Origin of the sequence: Paenibacillus lutimineralis (genome assembly GCF_003991425.1) — a bacterium.
Classification (GTDB): Bacteria; Bacillota; Bacilli; order Paenibacillales; family Paenibacillaceae; genus Fontibacillus; species Fontibacillus lutimineralis.
This window is the reverse complement of the sequence record NZ_CP034346.1, coordinates 3,070,829-3,095,816: the sequence shown is the minus strand read 5'-3', so window position 1 is coordinate 3,095,816 and position 24,988 is coordinate 3,070,829. Positions and strand designations below refer to the sequence as shown.

The window sequence follows — 24,988 nt, the reverse complement described above, 5'->3', positions numbered from 1 at the left end:
TGTCAGCGATCCTCCTTCGAAGGACTATTTCCTCAGTTTCTTTCTTTCACCAATTTTTAGATATATGTCTGCCATAATTATGCCGGTCTTAGTTAGCTCAGCATCATCATGGAGCAAGCCCTTTTTATTCAAAACCGAAAGTTGGCTTTGTTTGATCATAATTAAATTATCCAGATCAATATTGCGTCTGTTCTGATCTGCAAAAAGAATTACATGGCCTTTCGGAATTGGACCATGTTTTTCTTCCCAGATAACCTTGTGCTTATGTCGCCATCTTTTGTTCCAAGGTCCTTCATCCGAAACTTTAATCAGCGTATACCCATCACGATCGATTCGCTCACTGCCCACGGGTTTGTAATTCAGCGCCTGCTGCCCTTTCTTAAATGAAGTTCGATTACCTCCGACATTGTACAATCCCTTTGTCCCTTTGTTTGCCGGAGTAGATCCTTTCAAGAAGCGACAATCCAATCCACTTACCAAACCATGATTTTTTTTATAAGTATTCATTTGCCTAGCTGTGATTTGGAGACTAAACTTTTTATTGACTAGATCCGCGAGATCTTCATTTAGTCGGCCGCTGACATTTCGTCTAATAAAGTCTTTTTGTTCTTGAGTGAACAATCCCTCATCACCAGTTATCCGTTTCCTTGGAACATTACTTTTTATCTTGTGATTAGCCTTAAAACTTTTAATTTGTCCCTCTGAGATATCAGTTCCAAACCTTGAATTAAACAAATCAGCAATCTCAGAGTTGTACCTACCTTGGGCAATCTCGTGAATATACTGTTTCTGCTCATCCGTCCAGCGATGCATTAGCTCCCACCTTCAAGCATCTTAGGAATCTTTGTATCTGCGTTCATACGGTCATCCGCAAGCTTTCTGGCTTCCAACACAAGAGAACCATTGGCAATAATTTGTGAGGCAACGCTCGTCACTGCCTTCGCTCTGTTGATTTCATCAGCCAGCTTTTCTCCAGTCATATCCTCATCGCTTAACCGCTCAAGTTGAGCAAATAAATGATTGTTCAAATCTCCCAAAGTGTTTTTCATTTCCCATCCCCCATAAGATCATATGTTCGGTTAAAGGGCCGCAAGGGGCCCTTCAATTTTTACCTTCTACAGTTTAAGCAGCTCCATTGTCCTTCATCATCTGTTTAACCTTGTCTTTATACTTCCGGTACTTGGTATTCAGTTGACTGCTCGGAATACCTAGTTCCTTAGACAAACCTAGCCATGTCGAACCATCACGGCGCTTCTTCAATAAGTCTGCGAAATCCAAATCAAATTCCGGAAATGATGGACGCTGATCAAGGATGTACTCCTCGAGTCGTTCCTTGCTGATTTCGATCTCTTCGCCAGCACTTTCATCCTCTACAGGAGTGACCTCCTTCTGATCGGATCCATTATCATTTGAAGAATGACCTTCTTCGAATGTCATTTCCCCTGACTCCTTGTATTTATCCATCTCACCGAGAATCTCTCTTTCATAATCATCCAGCTCGTTTCCCACAGGGTTCTCGCCATCCGGCTCTCCGGATTGTTCACCAACTTGATCATTATCTGTTTCCGCATCACTTTCAGGTGCAGTCCCATCTTCGGCGAACAATTCAGTTTGATTATCGTCCTTTTCCTCAGCTGGCCGCTCCACTGATGTAACCACACCTGAAGCATCTGCAGTAACTTGACGACCGCCAGTATAAGTCTTATACATATCTTCTTCCTCTTCATTAAAATCCCAGGCCATTTGTGGATCACCTAAGAAAACATTAACCTTTTCACCTTGGTTAGTACTAAGAAACATAAAATTCTCTTGAACTACTTTTAACGGAAGTGTCAGCTTAATTTCTACATCTGAATCACCAACTTTGATACCTTTGCCTATTGTTGCTGTAAATCTAGCGAAATTCTTTACCATACCCAATCACTTTCCCCTCATGATTTTTATGATAATTCCTTAATTTTTACTTCAATACGCGGTCTCGCACTGTATCTCTTCCGAGCAAACACTTCAACAACTTGACTGTCATCTCTCCAGATAACGCCTTTCAGCGCATCCTTGACCCCTTTTAGATAGTTATCTACATCCGGTTTTGTAGTTGGTTGTATTTGCCCTGCCTCAGCCATTGCCGCCCGCTTTTTGCTAAAGCTCTTTGGAGTTGATCGGTAAACCGTTAGCACCATCCCGACCGGTCCCTCCAGTGGCACCTCTGGAGCGTGCTCCGTTGCAGCCAGACGGACGTAATCTTTATAGTCCCGAGACTTAGCCGGATCATAAGCTTTAACGAACCCTCCGGCGGTGCTGAACTTCGGTCTTCCTTGTGCTACTGGTTCGCCATACACTGTGAATTGAATCATTCCGTTTCCCCTCTTCCTTCATGAATGCTGCGGGAAGCATATATAAATCCAGTACATATACTTCACCCAACAAGCGCCCATTGTCATCATGAATCAATTCCCATGGAGTGTCTTGAAAGAATGGATCAATGAGTTCTTCATTTCGCAATTCGATTGCCCCCGATCGTGAGGGTGAGTTCGAATTCTTCCATGCCCTCTTTAATCTCTGCCGGCGGTACCGTTGGAAACTTGTCCACTAACTCTGGCAAGTCTGGCCAGCGCCCAGATCGCATGTATGTGTGCCTCATATACTCGTACACACTCCATTTGCTCCACGGACTACTCATTATGCTCCCCGCCTGATGACTCGTTTTTTGAGACCACCTTTGCTAACCAATATCATCACTGTCGGTATGTCCTGTATAACTAACCAATTTTCAGGTACAAGCTTCCAGGCTTTCATTTCTGCCTTTTGTTTACGTGTAGGTCTTGTTGGTCGTGTTTGCTTCCCCATATCCTTTCCTCCCCTACGCCCAGCGGCGCTTATTAATATCCGTTACCTTCTTCTGAGGTGGTGGTTGTGGCCCCGGATCAGTATGAATCCGATCATAGTTAGCGAATTTATTAAATTGCTTCAAGAAGACTAGTTCGACCGTTCCAACCGGGCCGTTCCGTTGCTTGGCGATTATTATCTCGATAATGTTCTTCTTCTCAGCATCCTGGTTGTAGTAATCGTCCCGGTACAAGAAAGCAACGATATCGGCATCCTGTTCAATAGAGCCTGACTCCCGAAGATCGGACATCATCGGACGTTTGTCCTGGCGCTGCTCGACGCCGCGGCTGAGCTGAGATAATGCGATAACCGGCACTTCCAATTCTCGGGCGATCTGCTTCAAGGTACGTGAGATCTCAGAAACCTCCTGCTGCCGGTTCTCGGCTCCCCGCCCTTTGCTGGGTCCAGAGATCAGCTGCAGGTAGTCGATAACGATCATCCCCAACCCTTCCTGCTTTTTCAGGCGCCGGCATTTCGCCCGGATATCATGGACCGTGATGACTGCTGAATCATCAATGCGGATATTAGCCCTGCCAAGGACTCCTGCTGCATCCGCCATCTTAGTCCAATCATCCGCACCCATATCACCCATCCTGAGCTTGCTAGCATCGATATTCCCCTCTGCACTGACCATCCTGGTTACAAGTTGAGCTGCAGACATTTCCAAGCTGAATATTGCAACCGGCTCTGAAGATCGTGCAGCCACGTTCTGAGCAACATTCAGTGCAAAAGCCGTCTTCCCGACGGATGGACGAGCTGCGACGATGATAAGATCGCTCCTTTGAAGCCCCGCAGTGATTGCATCCAGATCCTTATATCCAGTTTGAAGACCCGTTACTTCGCCAGTCTTAAAGACTTCTGATTTGGTCTCGGTTGCTTCGATGACCTCCATCAACACATTGTCGATGCGCTTAAAATCCTGCGGTGGTGCTGCCTTATCCGTTAATTTAGCAGCCGACGTCTGCATGTCAGTCAGAAGTGCTTGAATATTTCCACCGGATGCAGCTGCGGCAATTTGAGACTGTGCCGACTGAATGATTTCTCGTAACAAGAATTTGTTTTGAACTGCGGAAACATAAGACTCGATATTCTCCGTCTTTGGAACCGCATGAGCCAACTTGGATAGATAGCTGACCCCGCCGATCTTCTCCAGCTCACCCCAATCCTGTAGACGTGATGTCAGAGTGACTAAGTCAATGGGCTCTCCTTCGTCAGCAAGCTCCACTATGCGCTCAAAGATGATCCGATTCTCATCGTTATAAAAAGCTTGCGATGTTAACGACTCCGCCTGCTCGTAAACCTCTGAATCTACCAAAACCGCTCCGATCACCGAACACTCAGCTGCTAAATCATGCGGCATCATCACCTCAAGATGACCGTCTAAGTTTTGCAAAGATATCCTCCTTCCAGCCAGGAGGTGGAGGACATGCCTGTTCCTGTGCTTTCTCCCGTGCTCTGAAATATTCATCCGTAGCAGCCTTCATCCGGTCCCGCTCGATCTGTTCACCCAGACTACCGCGGATCTCCGCTATGTTTGGCGGATACTTATTCGTCCGAATGTGCTCGTCCACGTTTCGCATAGCCACGTCAAAAGGAAAATCATGAAGGTATTTCATGTGTCGATCGATATTATCGTCGCTGACATCGAAGTTCGGGTAATTCTCTTTGATGACTATGAGCAATTCAATAACCTCTGCCCTGTCCACGTTTCCGCGCCTCCTCTGCTCTTCTGCGTAAATCCTCTAGCTCGCGTTGTTGCTTGGTCATTCGTTTGGGCTGTTCAGGCGGCGTATGAGTTGGCTTCATTTCATCTGGCTTGTCCAAAGCAGCCAGATGGTTCTGCCAGGCCTCCTCGATACCGTCCACGTAGTATAAAAAGCTCTTAGGCAGTTTAAACCTTGCCCCCTCACGAAGTCGCTTTGCCTCCAGAAGGCTCTCCATAGTTCGGATGGTAAAAGGGTTAGGCGTACCTCCGGCGACCATCTTACCCATGGCTATGCGTTCGTTTGGGGAAACGTGGATATCGAATTTCCCATGCAGTTTGCAATAAGCGTTTAAAAGCTCGAAAATTCCGTTAGCCTGAGAATCAGGATTTTCTTCCTCAAGCCAATCCGTAACAGTAATAGGAGTAGTAGTAAGATCTTTAATATCTTTTAGATCAGACATTTTTGTCCGATCACTGGCTAATTTCTGCTCATGATCGGACATTTTTGTCTGTTCACTGCTCGACTGATCGGACATATATGTCTTATCACTAACTTCATGATCAGACATTTTTGTCTGTTCACTTTCATGTGATCGGACATTTTTGTCCGTCCACTTCTTCGAATTTCGAACCGACAAGATCAACCCGCGTGCAGCCCTGGTAACTCGTATGTACTCGTGTTGCTCTAAGGTGTCCAACCAGCGACTAACGGTCTTGTCATTGACTCCGAAATACCCTGCTATCTCAGACAGTTTCATTGGCTTACCACCGAGGACAATGCCCCAGACCGTTTCCTCCTCCCTAAGCTCTTGTGTCGTGGAGCTGATGCACCAGAGGAAAAGCCATATCGCGCTGCCTATGTTCTTATAGTGTTCTGGCTCTAAAAGCCCTGAGTACATCGGAAAAGGGTAACTGCCTTCGGGCATATGCTTCATCCCCTTACATACATCAATCTCGAACGATTTTTACGAAAGTTCCTTCTACACCTTTTTCGGTGGCTGCCATTTGAAGCCCATCCGTAAGTGATTCAATTATTGTGCCTAACATCGGACCATATCCCATAGGCTTGAGGTCAAAACCGATTAACGATCCAAGGGTGTAAGCAATAGATGTTATAAAGTGGGCATGTTGTTCAATACCCGCCTTCTTTGCCTCCTCGTTCTTTTCGGTAAGAAATTTAACGATTTCTGTTGTTTGTGCTAATTTTTCTTCCTTCGTCATTACGCTCATATCACACGCTCCCTCATTATTTTTTCCTTCCAGGCTTTGTCTCCCAGACAGCGGCTTGGAGTTACTTCGAAGTGCCTGCGTCCCTGGACGAATGAAACAAATCTATTTGAACTGCGCTCATAATACATTCCATTTAGTAGAGGGCTTCGCACTGGCTGTTTGAAAGATTTCTCTGCAGGCTGTTCTAGATCAAACAAATCTAGTTGAACAACGCTCTTATCCATGCTCACGTCCCCCTATCGTCTCTAAGAAATACAATCGGATACTTAACCTTTACAACCGTCCATCCAGGATACCTAAGAGCGAAATATGCCCGAGTCTCCTGTTTGAACATCTCTTCGTCAACACGCATGAGCTTCCAAATCTGGTCGCCCATCATACTTCGCAACAGTGGCCGACCGAACTCATCATTCACGCCACAAGCACTTCCACGCCACCGTCTGCATTTTCGAACCTTATGACCTGGTCAAATGCAGCCTGAGCATCCTCAATATGCGTGATAACAAGGACCCTCTTAAATCGATTGGCCACAGATTTGATAGATTCGAGTACAAGCGCACGGTGCTCCGCGTCCTGACTGCCAAGACCTTCGTCGATCGTTAGCCATTCGACCTTACTGCCGGCTCGTTGTGCAAGTAATTCGGCTAGCGCGAAGCGGATGGCGTAATCGATACGGAGCTGCTCGCCTCCGCTGAAAGTCTCATACGGTCTTTCAGAAGACCAGTCGCCGATCATTATATCTAGCGTTTCGGCGACCCCGTCGCGGGATTTGAGTTCTCGCTGCGTTTCAAAGCGGACGTAATGCTTGCCCTTCGACATCTGTCCGAGTATCTCATTGGCGATGCGTTCGAGCTGTGGCACGGCGTTTTCGATAATGAGCGCTGGGATCCCGTCGCGTCCGAACGCTTTGATCAGTGTCTGATAACGGGTCCAGCGGACCGTCTTCGGTTCCAAATCAGCGGCTAGCCGGTCACGTTCCTGCTGATCTGCCTCGAGCTCAGTCAATACCGCTTTGATGCCGCCGATTTGTTCGGCCAGAGCAGCGAGCTGCCGGCGACGGTCTTGTAATACGGTCTGCAATTTGTCCAATTCTCGATGCAAGGAATCATACTCAAGAGTGTCAATTACCAGGCTGTTTTTCTCACTCTCTAATTCTTCCTTGCGGGCTTGCTTGCTGGAGATTTCCCGATCAATGGCGGCGATGCGCTCCTTCGCATTCGCGGCTGCCTCACGGGATGCGCTGATCTCGTCCTTAAGCTTTGCCCAGCGCTGCAGATCAGTGGCACGTGCTGTCAACTCTGGCAGCGGCATGAGAAGAACATCAAGACCTGCCTGTTGCTGCAAAAGATCACCAACACGTTCTATGCTGTTATCTTTTCGTGCCTTGAGATCACGATACTGTTGCTCTAACTGCTGTAGCAGTTCACCCTTTCCTAATAGCTGAGCGAAGGCGGTAGCGGCCTCACGTAATTCGTTCACTTTGACTTTGCAATCTTGGTGAGCTGAAGAGTTATATCCGATATTAGCCTGGTCAGCTTCAAATACTGCGATTCTTGCTGTCAGATCAAACGCTGAACTCCAGTCAAGTTCTTCTAATTGCTTCCGTAAGTCCGGAAGCTCTGCGATAGCGAAGGCGGCAGCTTGCTGGAACTTACAGGTTGGTAAACAGCCGCTGTCGTGAATATGTGCTTCCTGCTGTTCGAGTACGGTAATCTTATCCGTCAAACGCTGTTCTTCAAGCTTCAACCGGGATTCTTCTTTATCCCGCTGAGTGTCAAGGCTTCGGATTTCAGCAGCCAACAGATTCCACTTGTCAGCCTTTTTCTCGTACTCCTGCAGCCTTGCCGACTCTCTTTCATATTCTGTTGCTCGCAGCTGAAGTGTCTCATGATCGGCAAGCTGTCGCTTGAGTGTAACGATTCGAGTAGCCAAGTTGATCATATCTTCGTCAAGTTGGAACTGTTCCGCTCCCGCTGCTGACATTTCGCGGAGAATGCGATCCTTCTCGGGCTTCCTGGCTTCCAGAGTGGCAATCTGCTGCTTGACCTCCTCCCACTCGGAAGCCTTGGCCAAAATTCCCGCCTCGTTGGCAAGAATCTTCTCGGCACGCTCGAGGCGTTCAAGATGGCCAGACCGTTCCTGTTGCAGGGCCGTGATCTCGTCGTCGATCATCGACATATCCCGATTGATTTGCAGAATACGGGACCGCTTTACCTGGAGTACGGCAAGCTGCGCCTCGCTTTCCCGGACCGCTCGTTCATCCTCAGCCACCATAGTCTGAGTTAAGTCATGCTGGCTCTTTACAATCCGCAGCTCCTCTACCTTCGCTGGGCGACCGGCTAGTCGCTCGTCAATTATCAATAGCTTATCCTTGGATTTCTCGATCTCTATGTTCAGCAGCCCGGCCCGCTGCCGGGCCTGCTCCAGAAGCTGCTCATATACGTTCAACCCAAGAATCTGTGATAAGATTTCCTTCCGCTTCCCGGCAGTCGAACCAGTGAAGGCGTTAGCCTGACCCTGTAGGATCATGCTGCTGGCCGTAAACGTCTCGTCGTCCAAGTTGAGCAAAATGCGGATTTTAGCCTCCGTATCACCGATTTTCTCGGCCGATCTGCTTTCCCAGGTACCGTTAACCTGTTGCTGCAGCTCGAGCGTGGATTTGCCCTTGCCCTTCGTTGACCGCGTACGGATTACCCGATATACGCTGCCCTGGTGCTCAAAAACGAAGGTGACGGACATTTCCTGTGCTCCCCTGCGAACTAGGTCATCCAGGCTGATACCTTTGATAACATCACCAAAGAGAGCAAATCGTGGCGCCAGCGTGAAGGCCGACGACTTGCCGGCACCGTTCCGCCCGGCAATCGCTGCCAATGTTACAGCCGACAAATCAATGTCGGCATATTCAATTGCTCTGAAATTTTTGAGGATAAAACGAAGAGGAATCATGCGCTGCCCTCCTCGACAATCGGCATACCAGCTTTGATGTAACATGAAGTGCAGTAAAACCGCCCGGGTTCGAAACCGTTATACGTGCCTTCCTCCGTTAAAACAATTTGCTTAGGAGTCGTTCCTTCTTCTCGCGCCATCTCAATATATTCCTCGATTTGATCGGGAGGGAGTCCACATCCGATGCAAGTCATCTGGTTAGTTATTTCTTCCTCTGGAGATCCGTCATCATAATAAGAACCGAATTCCCTGATCATATTTCGGAGAGCTAGATAATGAATGGGCTCGTTATCCTCTTTTTGAATGATTGCTCCAAAGAAGACGTTCCATGCCTGTTCTTTTGTCAGGCCCGGGTTTACGGTGGAACGTGGTTCCTCAGAAACCCCATCGTTTGCTTCAGTTGAATCCATATGAAATAGTAGGAAGTTTTTAGCTTCTCCTGCGGTCGATGATTCTGTAAGATTAGCCATCAGTTCGTTCCCTCCAATAGTTCCGTCGTCAATACCTGTAGCTCAGAAATCTCCTCAGGTTCATAACCTTGATTGTTACCCCAAGCAGTCAGTGCCGTCAGCGGGTTTAATCCTTCTGTCACTTCTGTATCCCGGATCCGCTCCGAGCGTTGGACTTCTGCTCGAATCTCGGCTACAAAGAAGGCTCCGGCTTCGTACAGTGCTTTTTCTAACGATCGACGATCAAACCGTTTTTGCAATTCTTCTGAGCACTCGTAACGTACACGGACAATCGCATCTTTAATAGAAGTAAAATCATCTACTTGGCCATCTAACCAAGCTTCGATGTCCATATCGCACCAATCAATTGTTTTGAAACTGCGAGCTGGCGTCTCAACAAATGTAGAACGGAAACCATTTATTTCGTGAATAGATGATAGACCGGTGTATTCATGAATCCAAAATCCCGGCACCGTCCGCTCGTCACCAAAGTTATGCCGCTCCGGAGCTCCGCTATAATATACATTGCTACCAGCGAGCTGCGGACGATGAATGTGGCCAAGACAAACGATGTCGAACATGCGGGCCGCCTCGTCCGTCAGGATAGGTTCATTCTGAAGGAGTGCATCCTCAAAACCTGTATCGGCCAGGTCATAAGTCAAGTGAGACACGAGGATTACCGGGCCAATAAGGCCAGCACGAAGCTCCCTGCAAGTGTCCGTAATCCAATTTGTCATTTTGGAATGAAATTCGTGTGGTGGTAGCCCCGCAAAATCGTCTTGAAGCGCAAAGGACGAGCGATTCATTCCGGGGAGACAGGCAACTATTGCTCCTCCCTCGCTTGGAAGTGAAGCAATCTCCGGTTCGGTGAAGACTTGAACTCCATGAATCTGCATTTCTCTGATTAGATGGTACGCACTGATAGCATCGTGCGACGGGGTACCACTGATTACGATGACCTCGATGCCAGCGTCTGATAGCCGACGAAGCCACGAAACGAACGCCCTGATCTCCGCTGTCGCCCGGTCAATATAGACCCTAGCGTCTTTAAACGCATCGCCTGCGAACAAGACCAGTTCGCATCCCTCAGCAATAATCCGATCTGCAGCCCAATCCATCGAACGAGTGATATCTTCAAACCGTGCAGCCGGATTGGGGCCGGGATACCCGAAACCCCAATGTGCATCTGCTATATGAGCAATTTTCATCGCAAATCCTCCGGAAGATCATCAAAACTCAACTCGCCAGGATCATTTCCTCCCGCCCCATATTGTTCGAGATAATCTGCAACCTGCTTCCACTCAGCGTCTCCTACGTCCTGTACCACCTTCCCGATCGGACGGCCCAACGCTTCAACTGCTCTGTCGGTCAGCCATTTCCAGTCCATAGTCCCACCATTGAATTGTTTGGCAAGATCAAATGCACGGTTTTTTTCAGAAAACGAGCCGCCAGCCCTAGAACCGCTAGATGGTCGACCGGATGATGTGCTTCTACTAGTCTTCGTAGATTGAGAAGCTTTCCGAGTAGTTACGTGACCTTCTTGATCCCCTGATTCCGGATCATCCCCGTTCAAATATGCTTCGAGTTCCTCTTCTGACTGAGAGAAGATACCACTTGACCTAGTGGCCGAAAGGACTGCGTCAACCAACGCGCGCTTCTTCGCCATTTTCAGAACCGTGTTCCAAATACTGTGCATATCATCGTTTTCAACACGATACATGGTGTACGTAGTGCCCGTTTTCCGACCGTTCTTCCATTCGTCTCGCTGTTCGGAATACAGGGTCTCTTTGTCTAACCCTTTTGGTAGCTTGTATTCCGAATACCAACGCCAACGGTATCTATTCTCGTAAGTGTTAGCATGGCCAACACCTTCAGCAATGATAGATCCTGTATTTCGATGAATCAGCCGGATCGTGATGTCTACGCTGTAATATCCACTTTCGTGATTCTTATCCTCGACTTTGTCCCCAATCGTTGGAGCTAGATTATAAAACTCGCAAAGCCCCTCAGCTCCCGGTTTATAAAGAGTAGGCTTATCCGTTCCTGGGATAGTCCCGTAATCAACGCCTTCCTGCATCACTTCACGGAAAAATTCTTTGGTCAGATTAAGCTTTTGTTTCATGGCGTCTAATTTCCTCCGAAGATCGGCAGCGCTGCCGAATTCAAGATCGACGATCGCCCCTCCTCCGGCGTTTCCACCAGAGGATTGAGGCAATACAGTCAGGTTCCCTTCCGTCAATTAAGCCACCCCCTGAAGCAAGTTTGCTACGGCCTGAAGCGCCCGGAATTCATCTTTTAGCCTTCCCAGTCTAGTTACATCATTTTTCAAATGTAGTTCGGCATTAGAGAGATTCAATCGCTCATGTTCCGTATGTTGACGCATTTGGGCCGCACGGATTTCTGCATTTTTACCATCGATCGCATTCCCAAGCAGTAGGTCATCCTCCTTTTGCTGCAGAATCTCTTTGGCCAGAATCACCTGTCTATTTGCCTCAAGTACAGAGTCTTCCGCTGTAGCGATCTCCCCAGGTAATGCTAATAAACGGTTTGCGATATCTTGTTTTGTCATGCGATTTCCTCCTCAATAGATTGATTAATCTCGTTATTCAAAATAGTTTGCTGATCCGGAGTTTCAGGATAGCGAATCCCGTTCAAATGAGTCCGAAAAGCATATTCGATCTCCGCCAGCTGCTCGTTTGCGGCATAGATTTGAATTGAACCGAAACTTCCTTTTAAAGTCACCATCGGTGGAAGAAATGGCGTTTCTGGCTCGATAGTGGTCTCAATATTCTGATCGCTCAGGTCAACCGAATAGGTTGAGTAAGCCTTGCTCATTCCTAACCCCTCCCTCTTGTGTGATGCGCCCCCATCTGCTACGATAGGGGCAAGAAAATTATTTGAGTAATAGACATGACCAGTTGCAGCTGGTCATTTTTCGTTTTCGCAATCCTCACATTTTCGAGGATATCCAGTCTCCTCGCCGTCTATATAGCTGCCGCAAGTCTCACACAGCAGCCCGTCCAAGATCATTTCCGTAATCTCGCCCATTTGCCACCTCCGCCGGTCCGTCTTCGACTATCACTTTCCAGTCCAGAATCACTGGACAATTTTCAATGCTTGCAATCAGTTGATCATTCTCGTCAAATACATGGAACTCAGAAAAGACCCCATTATCAAGCTCGTAACCTACCTGCTTGATTTCAATCACTTCTCGCCCATCAAGCTCGGTTCCAACTTCGAAGATCCGGGTCGGATTACTGACCACTGTTAGGCGCTGAATCACATTAACTCCCATTGAATATCCTCCTTTCTAAAGATATTGATGCGGTCGGCCGCATCTCTCGGCACCAAACGGAGAAAAGGTTAGAAAACCGTCTGATGCCGGGAGACAGGGCCGAAGCCTTGTCTGTTAATGAAGTCCTGCTGCAGCCGCCATCTCTCGAATGGCAGCCTTGCTGACCAACTTACCTTTGAAATCAATAAGGTCCTCAGTATCACCAGTAAGAATGCAACCTGGCACATATTTTCGAAGAATGATCTGTTCTCCATAAGTGAAGATCTCGAGTGGATCCTTCTCACCGATCCCCAATGTGCGGCGTAACTCCTTAGGAATTACTACCCGTCCAAGCTCGTCCACGTTTCTTACGATTCCAGTTGATTTCATAGCCATAGTTAATTACTCCTTTTAATAGTTATTATTAAATCTAATGCGAAGCGCCTCGAAGGCCACTTCCTTATGGTGAAAGTCCAGATAATCCATGTCTGAAATGTTCACTTTGTTTGACTCATTGTAAAAGTGAAAAGCCAGAACTAGCATGAACTTCTCCGACCGCGACCAGCCTTTTGAAGCTGCCCGAAGTCGTTGAATATGAAGAACCCCTCGCTTCGGGTTCATGTAATGCGTTGTTAAAAACGGTTCTAACCGCGGTGTATTCTTGAAAATGTGGAGCAAAGCTATCCAACGACGGTCCATTATGCTGTTTCCCCCTTGCCTTCACGACGTTCAACAAGTAAAATGGACAGCAAGAGACTCTTAAGACGTGTTCTCAAATTCGACTGCCCTGGCCGGCGGTCGTTTTTCGTTTGCACTTCTGCTTCCGCGAATTTGATCATAGTGTTCAGATAAGCGATACCGTCCACTAATTTCTTGGAAGATACCATCCGCTCCGGTTCCCGCATAATCATCTCCAAGTTATGTTTAGCTGCTTGTCCAGCTTCAAGCGCTTGTGCTACTAACATCTCTCTATCCAAATCCATCATCCTCCTACTAAAGTCATTAATTGTTGCATCAAAGTGATCCCATCCATACCGCAAAGTATTGCTACAACAACTTCTGGTGCATTTGTAGCCTGTATGAGTTGCATTAGTGTTGGGACATCTAGTGTTTGCTGGTCATTCTCCAACTTACTTATCGCGCTGCGAGACATATGGACATTCTGAGCAAGTTCTTCTTGGCTCCATCCTTTTCTTGTCCGTAGCGCTTTTACAATCACTCCATACCCAAATCCAATCTTCAATTTGATACCTCCTCTCTTGATCGAAATTCGAACAGACAGGGAAGGCATTTAGTTGTATGCTGTTTTTAGTTCAAGTTGTACCCCTTCCCTTATCCCCTTCGCCGCTGGTAGCCCGTACAACTCCGGCGGCTTTCTTCTACCCTCTTTAACTCAACCTTTGCATCCTTAAGTAACCTTCTATATTCCAGTTGAGAGATTGATTCTGGATTGACCGAATAATGCGGAAGCGAAGATTTCACAGCCTCTTCCAGATCCATTCCTTTTACAAAACTTCTGATTACAATCGCAGAGATGCAAGCTGATCGAGACGTCTGTTTAAGCCAACGGAATCGCATTGCTAGGCAACGCCTTTCTTTAAACGTGATTTTTCACCTACATTTTCTCTAACCCAATCTGTATGATCTTCAATCCATAACAACAAGAGGTGGGTTAGGACTCTCGGACGACCGAGTTCTCTGGTTACTGGGAAATCTTCACGGTTCAGTAATTCTGTTGTCTTCGTTACCTTAATATCTAATAGATCCATCAATTGTTCTTTTGTAAGCACTGGCGGCAGGGTATTTTTAAAAGCGTGACGTTCGATTGCTTTATCAACTGCATCAGCAACTACTGTATTGATCATCTTCTGCAGTAACTCGACATCGAAATCCATTTTAAAAATATTGGTAGACATCAGGTGGCCTCCCTATTTTAATTTCACAAGAACATAACGGCTTCGGCTTGGTTCGTGGTTGATGTAATTGATCACCCAACCATCTTGCAGTAGCTGATTGACCTCTTCCGGATCTCGTGTTTCACGAACCTCTCTGATGTCTTGTATGTTGTGATCCAATTACCCCACCTCCTTTCGAGTAGATGACAATGTGCTTTCAATATTCAACTTTTCGTGGATATTTTCTTCAAAAAAAATCCCAACCGGTACTCCTAAAGCCTTCGCTATCAACTCCAATTCATTTGCAGAAATTGTTCTTTTGCCATTCTCCTTCATATTATAATTAGAGATCGTCAACCCCGTTTCAGTTGCTACAAAAGTTTGCGTGATTCCTTTTGATTGACGAACAACTCTAATTCTTTCAAACAGTTCCATTCTGCATCACCTCAATTCCACGTAAAGTTGATTTGTTGTTTTTATTATAATTCCACATATCGTGTAAGTCAACTACTAGTTTAACTTTTCGTGGATTATGTTTAACGGAACGTGAAATGTTGTTATGATTTAACGTAAGAAGATAAACAAGGCGGTATGTATTTATGAGTTTAGGGAGTCGTTTAAAAAAGGAACGAGAAAAAAGAGGTTGGTCTCAGATGTACGTTGCTGAAAGATTAGGGATAACCAATACCGTACTCTCTAATTATGAACGTGACTACCGAGACCCCGACACTGGTATGTTATCGAAACTTGCTGATCTTTATGATGTTGACGCAGATTATTTATTAGGACGAACTGACAAACCTCGTTCATCAGGTGGAACAATTGATTTTGATGAAAAAGAACAAGCAGAATTTGAAGCTTTCATTAATAACCCTGAATACGGGATCTTTTTTAAAGACTACTTGAGCGCTCCTGAAGAGCGTCGTGAGGAAATGCGGAAAATATGGAGTATCTTGAGGGAGAAAGAAAAGGGGCGTAAGCCTGGACAAAGACAAGGTGAATAGAGCAAATCCCCCAGCCGATGGGGAAAAGTAAGGATAGAATTAATTTGAAGAATTTCATCAAGGCGTTTGTCATTCTAATAATTGCTTTCGCAATTATTAATTCTTGTTCAGGAAAAAACAATAATAAAGATAAAGCAGTGAATGATCCTGTAACAATTGAGGATAAAAGTAGTTCAAATACAAAAAAAATGGACCAGAACGATTCCAATTCCAACACACCTACAGAAGATAAAGCTGCTGAAGCAAGTATTCCTTTAGACAAGCAAAAGGAATACTACACAGAATTCACTAAACCGGAAATTGATTCCGTTATTGATGAGTTCGATTTAGTATGGGATAGTCTTTGGATAAAAACCTTCACAGAAATTTCAGATGGCTCAATGGATATTTATGAAGGCTATGAAAAACTTGATACAGCAGAAAAAAGATACGATCGACTATATGATCGTCTAAACAAGGTTCCTGATAAGGGGTTAGAAAAAGATCGCAAAAAACAGATTGGTTCCTTCTCTGTAGAAGTTCAGGATTCTATCGGATTAAGAATTGAAGTAATCAAGAAGGCTAAGAAAATGTTTGATACAGGGAAAATCATACCATCTACATTAGCTGAGATTAAGCAAATAATAGAAGGCTCCGATGAATATATGCAGCAAGCTATTTTAATTTTAACTTCAATAGATAAAGAATTATCAATTGAACAATAAGGAGTTGAAACAAATAGTGAACGACCAAAAGCTAGACCTTATCTTGCAAAAACTAGAGTCCCTCGAATTTGGACAAGCGGAGCTGCAGCAGATCACAAGCGCTATCCGCGATCGCCAAGAAGAGACTGATGCGAAACTTGAAGCTCTTTCAATGGATGTCCACCAGCTGCACGGAGTTGTGGTGGCCATCAAAGAAAATATTGACGAACTAAACAAGAGTCAGCAACGACAAGACAAAATTCTTGAAACGCTCGCTGTCCGATCCTTGGAGCAAGAAACCGATATTCGTCATCTTAAAGCGAACTAAAATTCCAAATATTTGATCAAGCCGGTAACGGCTTTTATTTTCACATTAAAAACGAACATACATTCCCCTGCTGGAGGTTATCACCATGGTCAAACATTATCGAATGACTATTTTGGAAGAGTTTATAGAGCATACATATGTAAGTGTCGGCATTACTTCCCCCGATCAGATCACCATTGATGAGCTGTCTACGCGGTTAAATGTATGGGTCCATTATGCAGAAGTTGGCAGTCGAGCCCTGGAAGCAGTCAGCGGCATGTACAGCATGTTTATCGACAACCGGTTGCCACAAGATCAACAACGTCTGGATTTCCTCCATGAGCTCTGTCACCTTCTCAGGCATGCCGGTAATCAAATGACTATGCCTGAATCGTACACCCAAATGCAAGAGCTCGAGGCCGAGCAGTTTGTTTTATATGCAGCTATGCCATCGTCAATGGTATTCCAGCTGACCCCAATCTTGCCCACTATGGCGGATGCGATACCATGCCTGGTGGAAGTATTCGACGTTCCTCCTGAACTTGCAGTCAAGCGCATAGAACAAATTAAACGACGAATAATAGACGGTTATCGTCAAAGCAAACGGAGCGAGCTAAAGAACCTTAGCCATGAACCTGCTTGGTCACGCGAAACAAAAAGAATCCTGCAGCAGCTGGATCACCAGTTGATTGCGAAGGGCTTACCTGGTTATCAGGATCATGGTCTGTTATAAAGGAGGATTTTAATCATGGCCAGCTACACTAAGGTACCAGCCAAAAATAAGCAAGGCTATAAATATGTTTGTGTCATTGAAGGACCGTCTGATCCTATTACGGGTAAAAGAAAGCAGATATCACGGCGTGGTGTTACGCAGAAGGAAGCCTTGAAAAGGGCTGAAGCTGCATTAGAGAAGTTGTTGAATCAAGCAGAAGCTGACAAAAATAAAAAGCCCCTTACTTTCGAAGAAGTCGCAAATGACTGGCATGCTACTTTTTCAAAACGAAAAATCAAGCCTGCCACTAAGAAAAAGCGTCTTGACGATATCAATTTGCTGCTTCGTTTTTTCTCAAATGTTATGATTAATAAAATTACCCATAAGATGTATCAGGACATGCTTAATAAGCTAGATGACGATGAGTATGCACTTAACACCATGAAAGGTTTACATGTTACGGCTAACATGATTTTTAAATATGCAATTAAACATAAATTAAGAGAGGATAATCCTTGTAAAGATGCGGTGATTCCAGAACGAATTCCTACGGTAGCAGAAATAGAGAGTAATCCTATCGAAGAGAAATATTTGGAAAGATCTGAATTAACAGAGTTTCTCGGGGCCGTCTTCACACATGGTTTGCCACTAGATTTAGAACGTTTCTATCTTTTAGCTTTTAGCGGTATGCGCCCAGGTGAACTTTGCGCTCTGAAAGTCAACGATTTTAACTTCGAGACTAATGAAGTGCGTATATCGAAGACTCTGTACAGTGAAAAGAAGAATATGAAGGAATATGAAGTGGTTCCACCTAAAACCATCGGATCTATTAGAGTGGTTACGATCGATGAGTCTGTTATGGTATTGATCAAAGCTTTAATGGATCGTCGTAATACAATTATGTCCCTTAACAAAAAAATCGATCCAGCTTTTCATGACGAAGGTTTTATATTCTGTCGTGATAATGGGTACCCATATATCACAAGTGTTGTTCAGGACCGGATGAGGAGGATATTGAAGAAAACTGGTATTAAGAAGAAAGCCACCCCTCATGTCTTGCGTCACACTCATGTGAGTATGCTTGCTGAAGCGGAAATAGATCTTAAGACCGTTATGCAACGGGTTGGTCATGAAGACCCGAATACAACACTTAAGATCTATACTCATGTCACGAACAAGATGAAAAAGAACGCTGATGAGAAGATTAGAATTCATTTTGCCGATATTCTGAGCTTTAAATTCAACAATCAAATAAGCGAATCTGCTTAATCTGCAGAGAATGTGATTTTTACGTGATTTTATTTTACGAGCACTTCCCTGCGGAGCCTTATAAACACTGGTATTAGCGAGGTTTTTAGCAACTGCCTGTATTATGTATAACATAATATAGCAATAATTTTCACTTGCAATTATTACCAAACTGACTTTGCCTAGACTTTGACGTAAAAAAAGTTGGCTCTACTACCAACTTTTCTTACGTCAAAATTGAACTTAATGCGCTGTTTTTGTCGATTTTCTGCTGCTCAGGAACCCGTACAGAATATTTAGGATCGGCGCCACAATACAGAAGATAGCAAACGGTAGATACTCAAGCGTGGATACGCCGAGTGTACCCGTGATAAATACTCCACTGACTCCCCAAGGAATCAGAGCGTTCACAGCCGCTCCGCCGTTGGCCAATATTCTTGACATCTCTTTGCGGTTCAATTGGATCGCATCGTATTGTGATTTGAATGCTTCACCTGGTAAAATAATCGACAAATATTGCTCACCGAGCAGCAGATTGACACCTATCGAACTTAAGCCTGTCATAAGGATCAGCTTGCCTTTTGTGCTTACGAATGAGGTAATACGCGAGATGATCGTCTTGATGATATTCATTTCGACGAGTAGTCCACCTAGAGCAAGCGCCAAGAGGATCAAGGATACCGACCACATCATACTCTGAATCCCACCGCGTGTAAGCAGTTTATCCACGCTCTCTACACCTGTATTAGCTACATACCCATTTTGCATCAGCGCAGAAATATCCGATAAGCTGGTATGCGGATAATAAATGTAAATCACACCGATCGTGAACAGTATGCTTAACAGCAATGTCGGAATAGCGGGTACCTTCCGCCAAGCACATAAGAAGAGCACGAGAACGGGAATTAAAGTTACGACAGAAATAGGGAATGAAGTACTTAGTGTATTTACAAGTTCATTGACTTCCTGTCCGGTTGTCAATACCTTGGCATGTCCCGTGACTGCGAAGAAGACTAAGGAGATGAGGAATGCCGGGATGACAACACGCATCATATAACGGATATGATCGAATAAATCGACCTCAGCAATGGCCGATGCCAGGTTGGTGGTATCGGATAATGGAGAGATATTGTTGCCCAAGAAGGCACCTGAAATGATAGCACCAGTCGTGATTGCAGGATGGTAGCCCATAATTTGCCCCATGCCGAAGAATGCGATGCCGACGGTTGAGATCGTTGTAAATGAGCTGCCTACCGTAATCCCTACGACCGCGCAAATGACAAATACGGAAGGCAAAAAGTATTTAGCGGATAAAATTTTAAAACCATATATCATTATAGTCTGAATCGTACCTGCTGAAATCCAGACACTAATTAATGCGCCAATTAACATAAAGATAAGTATAGGTATCAGTCCTGGAGAAATGCCGTTCTGGATTCCTTTATGAATCCGATCCCAGGAAGCCCCTTTAATTTTAGCAAATACGATAATAACACCCAGTGAGACTAATATTGGAATTTGTGGATCCATTCCTAAACCGATAATACAAGCTCCAATAATAGCTAACAATACGACTAAAAGAAATAGGCTTTCTTTTAGAGTCACCTCTTTGTTCATAAGCTGAACTCCTTATCATGTATTAAACACCTGTTGAATTGGGTGATCATTTTAGGGATTGATCTTAGAGTGGACAAAAGGAGTCTTTGCTATTCAATGCGTGCCTCTGCCTTGTTGTATGCGCCATGCCAGACAGGACCTACGAAGCGATTAAAAGCAAATCCGCCTTGAATAGCTGCTGTTGTGAATTGTTTAGCCTTAGAGACTGCATCCTTGACGCTCATTCCTTTGGCTAATCCTGCAGCGATAGCAGCCGCGAAGGTACAGCCTGCACCATGATTATGATTCGTGTCGAGCTTATCCGCTTCATATAAGGTAAATTCGTTGCCGTCATACAGCAGATCAACCGCCTTCTCAGCTTCAAGGGTCTTACCGCCTTTAATAACGACGTTCTTGACACCACGCTCATAAATTCGACGTGCGGCTTCCTTCATATCGTCGATCGTTCTTACCTTAGATATTCCAGCAAGTTGACCCGCTTCGAACAGATTTGGTGTTGTAATTGTAGCCCGTGGCAGCAGAAGCTCGCGAATCGCCTGTCCATTCTCTGGTTGAACGACTTCATCCTCACCTTTGCAGACCATGACCGGATCGATAACGATATTTGTGATATCATGCTCATCTATCACTTTGCTTAGCATCTCAATAATTTCAACGGAGCCGAGCATCCCGGTCTTCATTGCATCCAGCTTGCCGCCAGCCATTACAGTCTTAATTTGCTTAAGAACTAGCTCGGTATCGATAGGCTGAACCTCATGATGCCAATTATTATCGGGATCCATGGTGACTATTGAGGTAATACTGCAGAACCCGAAGGTCCCATATTCCTGAAATGTTTTTAGATCGGCTTCAAGACCGGCGCCACCGCTGGAATCTGAGCCTGCAACTGTCAGCACTTTTCTAATGTTGGACATTTAAAGCACCCCTTATATTGGATAAATGAGGAATGCGTAACAACCGCATTTGGGTGTTACGCATTTCCTTATTTATAGAAGATTAGTTCATTTCGTACATGTAGATTTTTTCAAGCTTTTGTTGCATTGCTTTCTCAATCTTGGCTGCATAATCTTCAAAAGTCTCAGCATTATGAGCATATGGAGACAATGCACAAGCACGAAGAATCGTAACTTTTTCAGCGCGATTCCATTCTTGTTCGGTGAAGCCGAGGCTCTTCACGAATTCCAATGGGCTGTTGCCATAGTCAGGAATAGCAAAGTCGGTATGAGAAGTAATGAACTCATTGCTGTACAGACCGCCTTTAACGTAAGAAGCATAGTCGAAGAAGTCATGGTTCAATTTGTTCATTTTAACCAAATCGGTATTTCCTTCTTCGTTGAATACGTAGTCGACCATGTTGAAGTCTGGCTTCGTCAATGGATGAAGAACGATGGTCTTGTCGCCAACTGTAAATTTCTTGTTCTTCAAGAAGTTATAGAAGCGATAAGCCCCTTCGATACTAGCTCCCATTAGTTTACCATAACCTGTTACGTTCAGTGGCAACACCTTGTGAGCTGTCCATACAGCAGCTGCAGTTGCACCAGCTTTAGAACCTTCAAGGATATATGCACCAAGCAATGCAGGAATATCTGCACCTTTCTCAAATACATAAGTTGCGAAGTAAGAAATCGCCTCACGCATACGAATGTCACGAATCGCAACCGCACCAGCAGAGTAAGGAATGTAACCCATTTTATGAGGGTCAATCGTAACAGATTCTACTTGGCTCATAGCTTTGAATGAATTGTAGATATCTTCAGTAAGCCATTCGTCCTTCAGCTTCATATCTGTAAAGATGTTGTGTTTCTTGAATACTTCATCAATTTTGTTGTATTCAATGAATTCATCATTTTCATCAAGGAAGATGGCACGTGCATAACCGCCGTATGCAGCATCAACATGAATGTAATAATAGATGCCTTCTTTAGCGAGTTTTTCACGAAGTTCAACAATTTTATCGATATGGTCAATTTGGCCTTCTTCTGTACTTCCGACAACACCGACAACCCCAAGAACCGGAATATTTTGTGCAGCCAATTCACGAATGCGTTTTTCCAGTTTTACGATGTCCATGCGATATTCACTGTCAACATCAATGGCTTCAACTTGATCCAAGCCGATACCGATAATGTCGCCAGCTTTCAACCAGGAATAGTGTTTCGTTTGTGGAATGAGCCATTTACCAAGCTTTTGCAAGTCTTTACCAGAGCGAGCGGATTTAGCTTTGATTTCATCCATTTGGTCAGCCAGTTTCTCTGTAAGGTCCATGATTTCATCCGTTGACATGTTCAGCAATTCCCATTCGGATTTGCCTGCAACAGCCTCAGGTACAACTTCTTTAATAGCCAGTGGAAGAGACTTGATATTACGTGCATACCAGAGACCTTCCAAGTTAGCGATCGAACCGTCGGCAGCAATGTGGCCCCAGCTCTCTCCTGCTTTGTAGCTCATCAGTTTAGCAATTTCATGACCAACTTCTTCTTCCATTTGCGATGTACCTGGAGAAGACTCATAAGCCACATTATTACCGTTCCAGAGCATTGCTGCTGTATAAGCGATAATCGATGGCATCAAGGTTTCGGAGTTCATATGTCCCCAGAAACGGCCTGCAGTATGCCAAGGCAGTGATTCGGAGCGAAGCTTCGAAGACAATACGTTGAATACGCTACGCATATGATCGGCAGTATCTTGGAAGCTCTTAGAACTTTTATCAAAAGGAGTGATGACTGGCAAGTCTTGAGGCATATAATTTTGGCGCCAGCCCACATGCTCGTCAACCATTTTGTTTAGAATTTCCTTGAACAGGTCGACGTTCTCGCCTTTATCACCAAGGAACAATGCTTTGAGGTTAATATCAGGGATTGAATAGTTCATGTTGGGTACCTCCGTTATTTATGAATTTATTAAAAAAGGATTAATGAGTGCATAATTAGCTGTGATTAATCACTTTTTTTCCAGCTAGGCTTCTTAAATTTGTATATGATCAGGGCAACGCCTACCATCACTACGGTCGCAACGACTTGGTAAATGACGTATCCCGTGGAGAAGCTCTTAGGCAGAATGGATGGTGGAATCAAACTCACCACGATCGTAATCAGAACACTGAGCAGCGATAGCAGGGAGACGAACCACATCATGCCATTACCTTTGCCAAGACGGAACGGTCTGTTCATATTCGGCTCTTTATAACGCAGACGAACTGCGGAAATGGCAATCAAGGCATATACGATACAGTACAGAATCGTGGTAGTAATTGTGATTACCAGGAAGGCACTGTTTACGTCAGGAACGACGATGTACATAACCGAAACCAAGGAAATAACGATGGCTTGAAGCATAACGAATGTAATTGGAATACCTTTGCTGTTTCTCTTCTGGAAGAATGGCGGCAAGTTGCCGTCTTCTGCAACTTTAATCATCGATTTACTTGGTCCAAGTACCCATGCGCTGAGCTGAACAAGCACACCGATCAAGATCATCGCGGAGATGATGTTAACGAAAATAGATGGAATACCTAGGTCTGCACTGAAAATCATATAGGGTTGAGTAATATTGGAAAGCTCCATTTTACCCATTGGAACGCCGTTCGCAACAGTCAAACCGGCAATCAAGTTGAAGATAACCAACAAGATTACGGAAGAAATAACTGCAATTGGATAGTTGCGCTTCGGATTTTCGATATTATTCGCGTGCACTGAGGAGATTTCAACCCCAGCGAAGATAAAGATAATACCGGATAGATAAGCCAGGCTACCTAGATCGCTAAGATTAGGCAACAGATCGCCAGCCTTGAAATTAGCCAAGTGACCGGCTGGATTAATTCCATTTTTGAACATATAAGCAAGACCAAGCACGACGAGAACTACGAATGGAATATATACACCGATGATCGAACCCCAGTTACCGGCGATCTTAACCATATCGAACTTCAAGTTCAGGAGCGTAACACCCCAATAAGAAATCAGAATAACTGCAAAGATGAAGAAGTTATTTGAAGATAAATGAGGTACATTAATAACATATCCGAACAGTACCCCTACTGTTGAAGCAACCATAACCATACCGAAGAACATTTGAACCCATAAGAGCCATGAGGTAACAAATCCCCATTTCTCTCCTATTGCTTTTTTAACCCAGACTTGTGGTCCGCCCTCTTCTTGAAATCCTGTGGACAGTTCAGCCGACATCAAAGCGATTGGAAGTGCAAATAATACTGCTGCTACGAGCATGTAGAAAATTTGTGTCCAACCGGTGATAGCGAGCGTCGGTACACTACGTACAGTACCAAAAAAGGCCATCGTGATACCAATCAACCCGAATAAGGTTAATTTTTTTGAATTGGCCATAAAGTCTCCCTTCTTTCTCTCTAGTCTAGCTTCTTAATTCATCCAAATATGAATAATTGATGTATTACAAATAAATGGATGAATCATGAAGTTGTGGTGCAAGGAAAATTTATGAATTCGTTAATCGATTAACTTTCCTCGTCAATATACGCCTAAATTTTTGTTGTGTCAATTCGGTTCAAATCCTTGTCACATAAGGTAATTTTGATAATTCCCAGAATCTTATTAACATTTACTTTAAAGGTTTTACTATTTCATCGCAAAGTGCTTTAAACCATTTTCGCTTTCATGGGTTAAAGCACTTTCAGGCAAAAGTAATGTATATATATTCTATTATTTGTATAAATAACATTCCCTATATTGGAGAATATTCATGCTCCAGACACTACTGTTTATAGGCAGCACTCTCCTTTTATTTGAAGAAATCGGCAATGAATGATGGCTGGCTGTTGGCTTTGCTTATCGTTATGATGGCTTCGGCTAATGAAACTTATGACTGCACATTACCCCAAGTTGAGGAATATAGTGGTCAAATGCTCTGGGGAATTTATGAAAAGGAATACTTATGCGATATGGGGAATAGCTAATCATCTTCTCGAGCCATACAACCTGGTTTACAGAAGAAGTAATATCCATCAATGTTTCTAGTATTTTGAATTTTGGTAAAATCTCAAGCCTTAATCTAACTG

The 24,988-nt window shown here is 44.6% G+C and carries 35 protein-coding genes; 6 read left to right on the top strand and 29 right to left on the bottom strand.

Going from position 1 to position 24,988, the window contains the following annotated elements:
• Positions 1 to 24 precede the first annotated feature (24 nt).
• From EI981_RS13300 to EI981_RS13185, 25 genes are all read right to left on the bottom strand, one after another.
• Positions 25 to 813: an HNH endonuclease signature motif containing protein gene (locus EI981_RS13300; RefSeq protein WP_126998863.1), complete on the bottom strand. Its 789-nt coding sequence runs from the start codon at positions 811 to 813 to the stop codon at positions 25 to 27.
• Positions 813 to 1,049 carry a hypothetical protein gene (locus EI981_RS13295; protein WP_126998861.1) on the bottom strand — a complete coding sequence of 79 codons (237 nt, stop codon included), beginning with the start codon at positions 1,047 to 1,049 and terminating at the stop codon, positions 813 to 815. Before EI981_RS13295 ends, EI981_RS13300 begins: the two co-directional genes overlap by 1 nt.
• A 73-nt stretch (positions 1,050 to 1,122) precedes the next feature.
• The gene (locus EI981_RS13290; protein ID WP_126998859.1) at positions 1,123 to 1,914 is read right to left on the bottom strand and encodes a hypothetical protein; all 792 of its coding nucleotides are present in this window, start codon (positions 1,912 to 1,914) and stop codon (positions 1,123 to 1,125) included.
• A 26-nt stretch (positions 1,915 to 1,940) separates the two neighbouring features.
• Positions 1,941 to 2,354, bottom strand: coding sequence for a RusA family crossover junction endodeoxyribonuclease (locus EI981_RS13285; protein ID WP_126998857.1), 414 nt, complete (start codon positions 2,352 to 2,354; stop codon positions 1,941 to 1,943).
• A 137-nt stretch (positions 2,355 to 2,491) separates the two neighbouring features.
• On the bottom strand, positions 2,492 to 2,680 hold the full coding sequence (locus EI981_RS13280; protein WP_227011835.1) for a hypothetical protein: 189 nt from the start codon (positions 2,678 to 2,680) through the stop codon (positions 2,492 to 2,494).
• Positions 2,680 to 2,847 carry a DUF6906 family protein gene (locus tag EI981_RS29230; protein ID WP_193556461.1) on the bottom strand — a complete coding sequence of 56 codons (168 nt, stop codon included), beginning with the start codon at positions 2,845 to 2,847 and terminating at the stop codon, positions 2,680 to 2,682. The genes EI981_RS13280 and EI981_RS29230 overlap by 1 nt, the downstream gene beginning before the upstream one ends.
• A gap of 13 nt (positions 2,848 to 2,860) precedes the next feature.
• Positions 2,861 to 4,249, bottom strand: coding sequence for a replicative DNA helicase (gene dnaB / locus EI981_RS13275; protein ID WP_227011899.1), 1,389 nt, complete (start codon positions 4,247 to 4,249; stop codon positions 2,861 to 2,863).
• A 4-nt stretch (positions 4,250 to 4,253) separates the two neighbouring features.
• Positions 4,254 to 4,592 carry a replicative helicase loader/inhibitor gene (locus EI981_RS13270; protein ID WP_126998851.1) on the bottom strand — a complete coding sequence of 113 codons (339 nt, stop codon included), beginning with the start codon at positions 4,590 to 4,592 and terminating at the stop codon, positions 4,254 to 4,256.
• Positions 4,570 to 5,526, bottom strand: coding sequence for a MarR family transcriptional regulator (locus EI981_RS13265; RefSeq protein ID WP_126998849.1), 957 nt, complete (start codon positions 5,524 to 5,526; stop codon positions 4,570 to 4,572). Before EI981_RS13265 ends, EI981_RS13270 begins: the two co-directional genes overlap by 23 nt.
• A gap of 13 nt (positions 5,527 to 5,539) precedes the next feature.
• Positions 5,540 to 5,821: a hypothetical protein gene (locus EI981_RS13260; protein WP_126998847.1), complete on the bottom strand. Its 282-nt coding sequence runs from the start codon at positions 5,819 to 5,821 to the stop codon at positions 5,540 to 5,542.
• Positions 5,818 to 6,045: a hypothetical protein gene (locus tag EI981_RS13255; protein ID WP_126998845.1), complete on the bottom strand. Its 228-nt coding sequence runs from the start codon at positions 6,043 to 6,045 to the stop codon at positions 5,818 to 5,820. Before EI981_RS13255 ends, EI981_RS13260 begins: the two co-directional genes overlap by 4 nt.
• A gap of 187 nt (positions 6,046 to 6,232) precedes the next feature.
• On the bottom strand, positions 6,233 to 8,767 hold the full coding sequence (locus EI981_RS13245) for an AAA family ATPase (RefSeq protein ID WP_162616161.1): 2,535 nt from the start codon (positions 8,765 to 8,767) through the stop codon (positions 6,233 to 6,235).
• Positions 8,764 to 9,237 (bottom strand): hypothetical protein, encoded by a 474-nt coding sequence (locus EI981_RS13240; RefSeq protein ID WP_126998839.1) that lies wholly within the window; start codon positions 9,235 to 9,237, stop codon positions 8,764 to 8,766. Before EI981_RS13240 ends, EI981_RS13245 begins: the two co-directional genes overlap by 4 nt.
• On the bottom strand, positions 9,237 to 10,424 hold the full coding sequence (locus tag EI981_RS13235; protein ID WP_126998837.1) for a metallophosphoesterase family protein: 1,188 nt from the start codon (positions 10,422 to 10,424) through the stop codon (positions 9,237 to 9,239). Before EI981_RS13235 ends, EI981_RS13240 begins: the two co-directional genes overlap by 1 nt.
• Positions 10,421 to 11,455, bottom strand: a complete 1,035-nt coding sequence (locus EI981_RS13230; RefSeq protein ID WP_126998835.1) for a hypothetical protein — start codon at positions 11,453 to 11,455, stop codon at positions 10,421 to 10,423. Before EI981_RS13230 ends, EI981_RS13235 begins: the two co-directional genes overlap by 4 nt.
• Complete coding sequence (locus EI981_RS13225) at positions 11,456 to 11,785, bottom strand: hypothetical protein (protein WP_126998833.1); 330 nt, start codon at positions 11,783 to 11,785, stop codon at positions 11,456 to 11,458.
• The gene (locus EI981_RS13220) at positions 11,782 to 12,051 is read right to left on the bottom strand and encodes a hypothetical protein (RefSeq protein WP_126998831.1); all 270 of its coding nucleotides are present in this window, start codon (positions 12,049 to 12,051) and stop codon (positions 11,782 to 11,784) included. The genes EI981_RS13225 and EI981_RS13220 overlap by 4 nt, the downstream gene beginning before the upstream one ends.
• 169 nt (positions 12,052 to 12,220) lie before the next feature.
• Positions 12,221 to 12,511: a hypothetical protein gene (locus tag EI981_RS13215; RefSeq protein WP_227011834.1), complete on the bottom strand. Its 291-nt coding sequence runs from the start codon at positions 12,509 to 12,511 to the stop codon at positions 12,221 to 12,223.
• 114 nt (positions 12,512 to 12,625) lie between these two features.
• A complete protein-coding gene (locus tag EI981_RS13210; protein ID WP_127004658.1) occupies positions 12,626 to 12,880 on the bottom strand; it encodes an AbrB/MazE/SpoVT family DNA-binding domain-containing protein in 255 nt (84 codons plus the stop codon).
• A 21-nt stretch (positions 12,881 to 12,901) separates the two neighbouring features.
• A complete protein-coding gene (locus tag EI981_RS13205) occupies positions 12,902 to 13,189 on the bottom strand; it encodes a hypothetical protein (protein WP_126998829.1) in 288 nt (95 codons plus the stop codon).
• Positions 13,189 to 13,467: a hypothetical protein gene (locus tag EI981_RS13200; RefSeq protein WP_126998827.1), complete on the bottom strand. Its 279-nt coding sequence runs from the start codon at positions 13,465 to 13,467 to the stop codon at positions 13,189 to 13,191. The genes EI981_RS13205 and EI981_RS13200 overlap by 1 nt, the downstream gene beginning before the upstream one ends.
• A gap of 5 nt (positions 13,468 to 13,472) precedes the next feature.
• Positions 13,473 to 13,733: a helix-turn-helix domain-containing protein gene (locus EI981_RS13195; RefSeq protein ID WP_227011833.1), complete on the bottom strand. Its 261-nt coding sequence runs from the start codon at positions 13,731 to 13,733 to the stop codon at positions 13,473 to 13,475.
• 337 nt (positions 13,734 to 14,070) lie between these two features.
• Positions 14,071 to 14,406, bottom strand: coding sequence for a DNA-binding protein (locus EI981_RS13190; protein WP_227011832.1), 336 nt, complete (start codon positions 14,404 to 14,406; stop codon positions 14,071 to 14,073).
• Positions 14,407 to 14,418: 12 nt separating this feature from the next.
• Positions 14,419 to 14,565: a hypothetical protein gene (locus tag EI981_RS29015; RefSeq protein ID WP_162616159.1), complete on the bottom strand. Its 147-nt coding sequence runs from the start codon at positions 14,563 to 14,565 to the stop codon at positions 14,419 to 14,421.
• Complete coding sequence (locus tag EI981_RS13185; protein WP_126998823.1) at positions 14,566 to 14,820, bottom strand: helix-turn-helix domain-containing protein; 255 nt, start codon at positions 14,818 to 14,820, stop codon at positions 14,566 to 14,568.
• Positions 14,821 to 14,984: 164 nt separating this feature from the next.
• On the opposite strand from EI981_RS13185, the gene EI981_RS30050 reads away from it, so the two are divergent.
• From EI981_RS30050 to EI981_RS13160, 5 genes are all read left to right on the top strand, one after another.
• Positions 14,985 to 15,389, top strand: a complete 405-nt coding sequence (locus tag EI981_RS30050; protein WP_126998821.1) for a helix-turn-helix domain-containing protein — start codon at positions 14,985 to 14,987, stop codon at positions 15,387 to 15,389.
• A gap of 17 nt (positions 15,390 to 15,406) precedes the next feature.
• Positions 15,407 to 16,093 (top strand): hypothetical protein, encoded by a 687-nt coding sequence (locus EI981_RS13175; RefSeq protein WP_162616158.1) that lies wholly within the window; start codon positions 15,407 to 15,409, stop codon positions 16,091 to 16,093.
• 16 nt (positions 16,094 to 16,109) lie between these two features.
• On the top strand, positions 16,110 to 16,400 hold the full coding sequence (locus EI981_RS13170; protein WP_126998817.1) for a hypothetical protein: 291 nt from the start codon (positions 16,110 to 16,112) through the stop codon (positions 16,398 to 16,400).
• 85 nt (positions 16,401 to 16,485) lie between these two features.
• A complete protein-coding gene (locus EI981_RS13165) occupies positions 16,486 to 17,112 on the top strand; it encodes an ImmA/IrrE family metallo-endopeptidase (protein WP_126998815.1) in 627 nt (208 codons plus the stop codon).
• Positions 17,113 to 17,127: 15 nt separating this feature from the next.
• Positions 17,128 to 18,360 carry a tyrosine-type recombinase/integrase gene (locus tag EI981_RS13160; RefSeq protein WP_126998813.1) on the top strand — a complete coding sequence of 411 codons (1,233 nt, stop codon included), beginning with the start codon at positions 17,128 to 17,130 and terminating at the stop codon, positions 18,358 to 18,360.
• 222 nt (positions 18,361 to 18,582) lie between these two features.
• Here the strand turns inward: EI981_RS13160 and nhaC are convergent, their stop codons facing one another.
• The 4 genes from nhaC to tyrP all read right to left on the bottom strand — a co-directional run bounded on the left by nhaC (position 18,583) and on the right by tyrP (position 24,299).
• Positions 18,583 to 19,956: a Na+/H+ antiporter NhaC gene (gene nhaC, locus EI981_RS13155; protein ID WP_126998811.1), complete on the bottom strand. Its 1,374-nt coding sequence runs from the start codon at positions 19,954 to 19,956 to the stop codon at positions 18,583 to 18,585.
• Between the two features lie 89 nt (positions 19,957 to 20,045).
• Positions 20,046 to 20,870, bottom strand: coding sequence for a pyridoxine/pyridoxal/pyridoxamine kinase (gene pdxK / locus EI981_RS13150; protein ID WP_126998809.1), 825 nt, complete (start codon positions 20,868 to 20,870; stop codon positions 20,046 to 20,048).
• 82 nt (positions 20,871 to 20,952) lie between these two features.
• The gene (tdc, locus tag EI981_RS13145) at positions 20,953 to 22,827 is read right to left on the bottom strand and encodes a tyrosine decarboxylase (protein WP_126998807.1); all 1,875 of its coding nucleotides are present in this window, start codon (positions 22,825 to 22,827) and stop codon (positions 20,953 to 20,955) included.
• Between the two features lie 65 nt (positions 22,828 to 22,892).
• A complete protein-coding gene (tyrP, locus tag EI981_RS13140) occupies positions 22,893 to 24,299 on the bottom strand; it encodes a tyrosine-tyramine antiporter (RefSeq protein ID WP_126998805.1) in 1,407 nt (468 codons plus the stop codon).
• A 431-nt stretch (positions 24,300 to 24,730) separates the two neighbouring features.
• On the opposite strand from tyrP, the gene EI981_RS29010 reads away from it, so the two are divergent.
• On the top strand, positions 24,731 to 24,886 hold the full coding sequence (locus EI981_RS29010; RefSeq protein WP_162616157.1) for a hypothetical protein: 156 nt from the start codon (positions 24,731 to 24,733) through the stop codon (positions 24,884 to 24,886).
• Positions 24,887 to 24,988 lie beyond the last annotated feature (102 nt).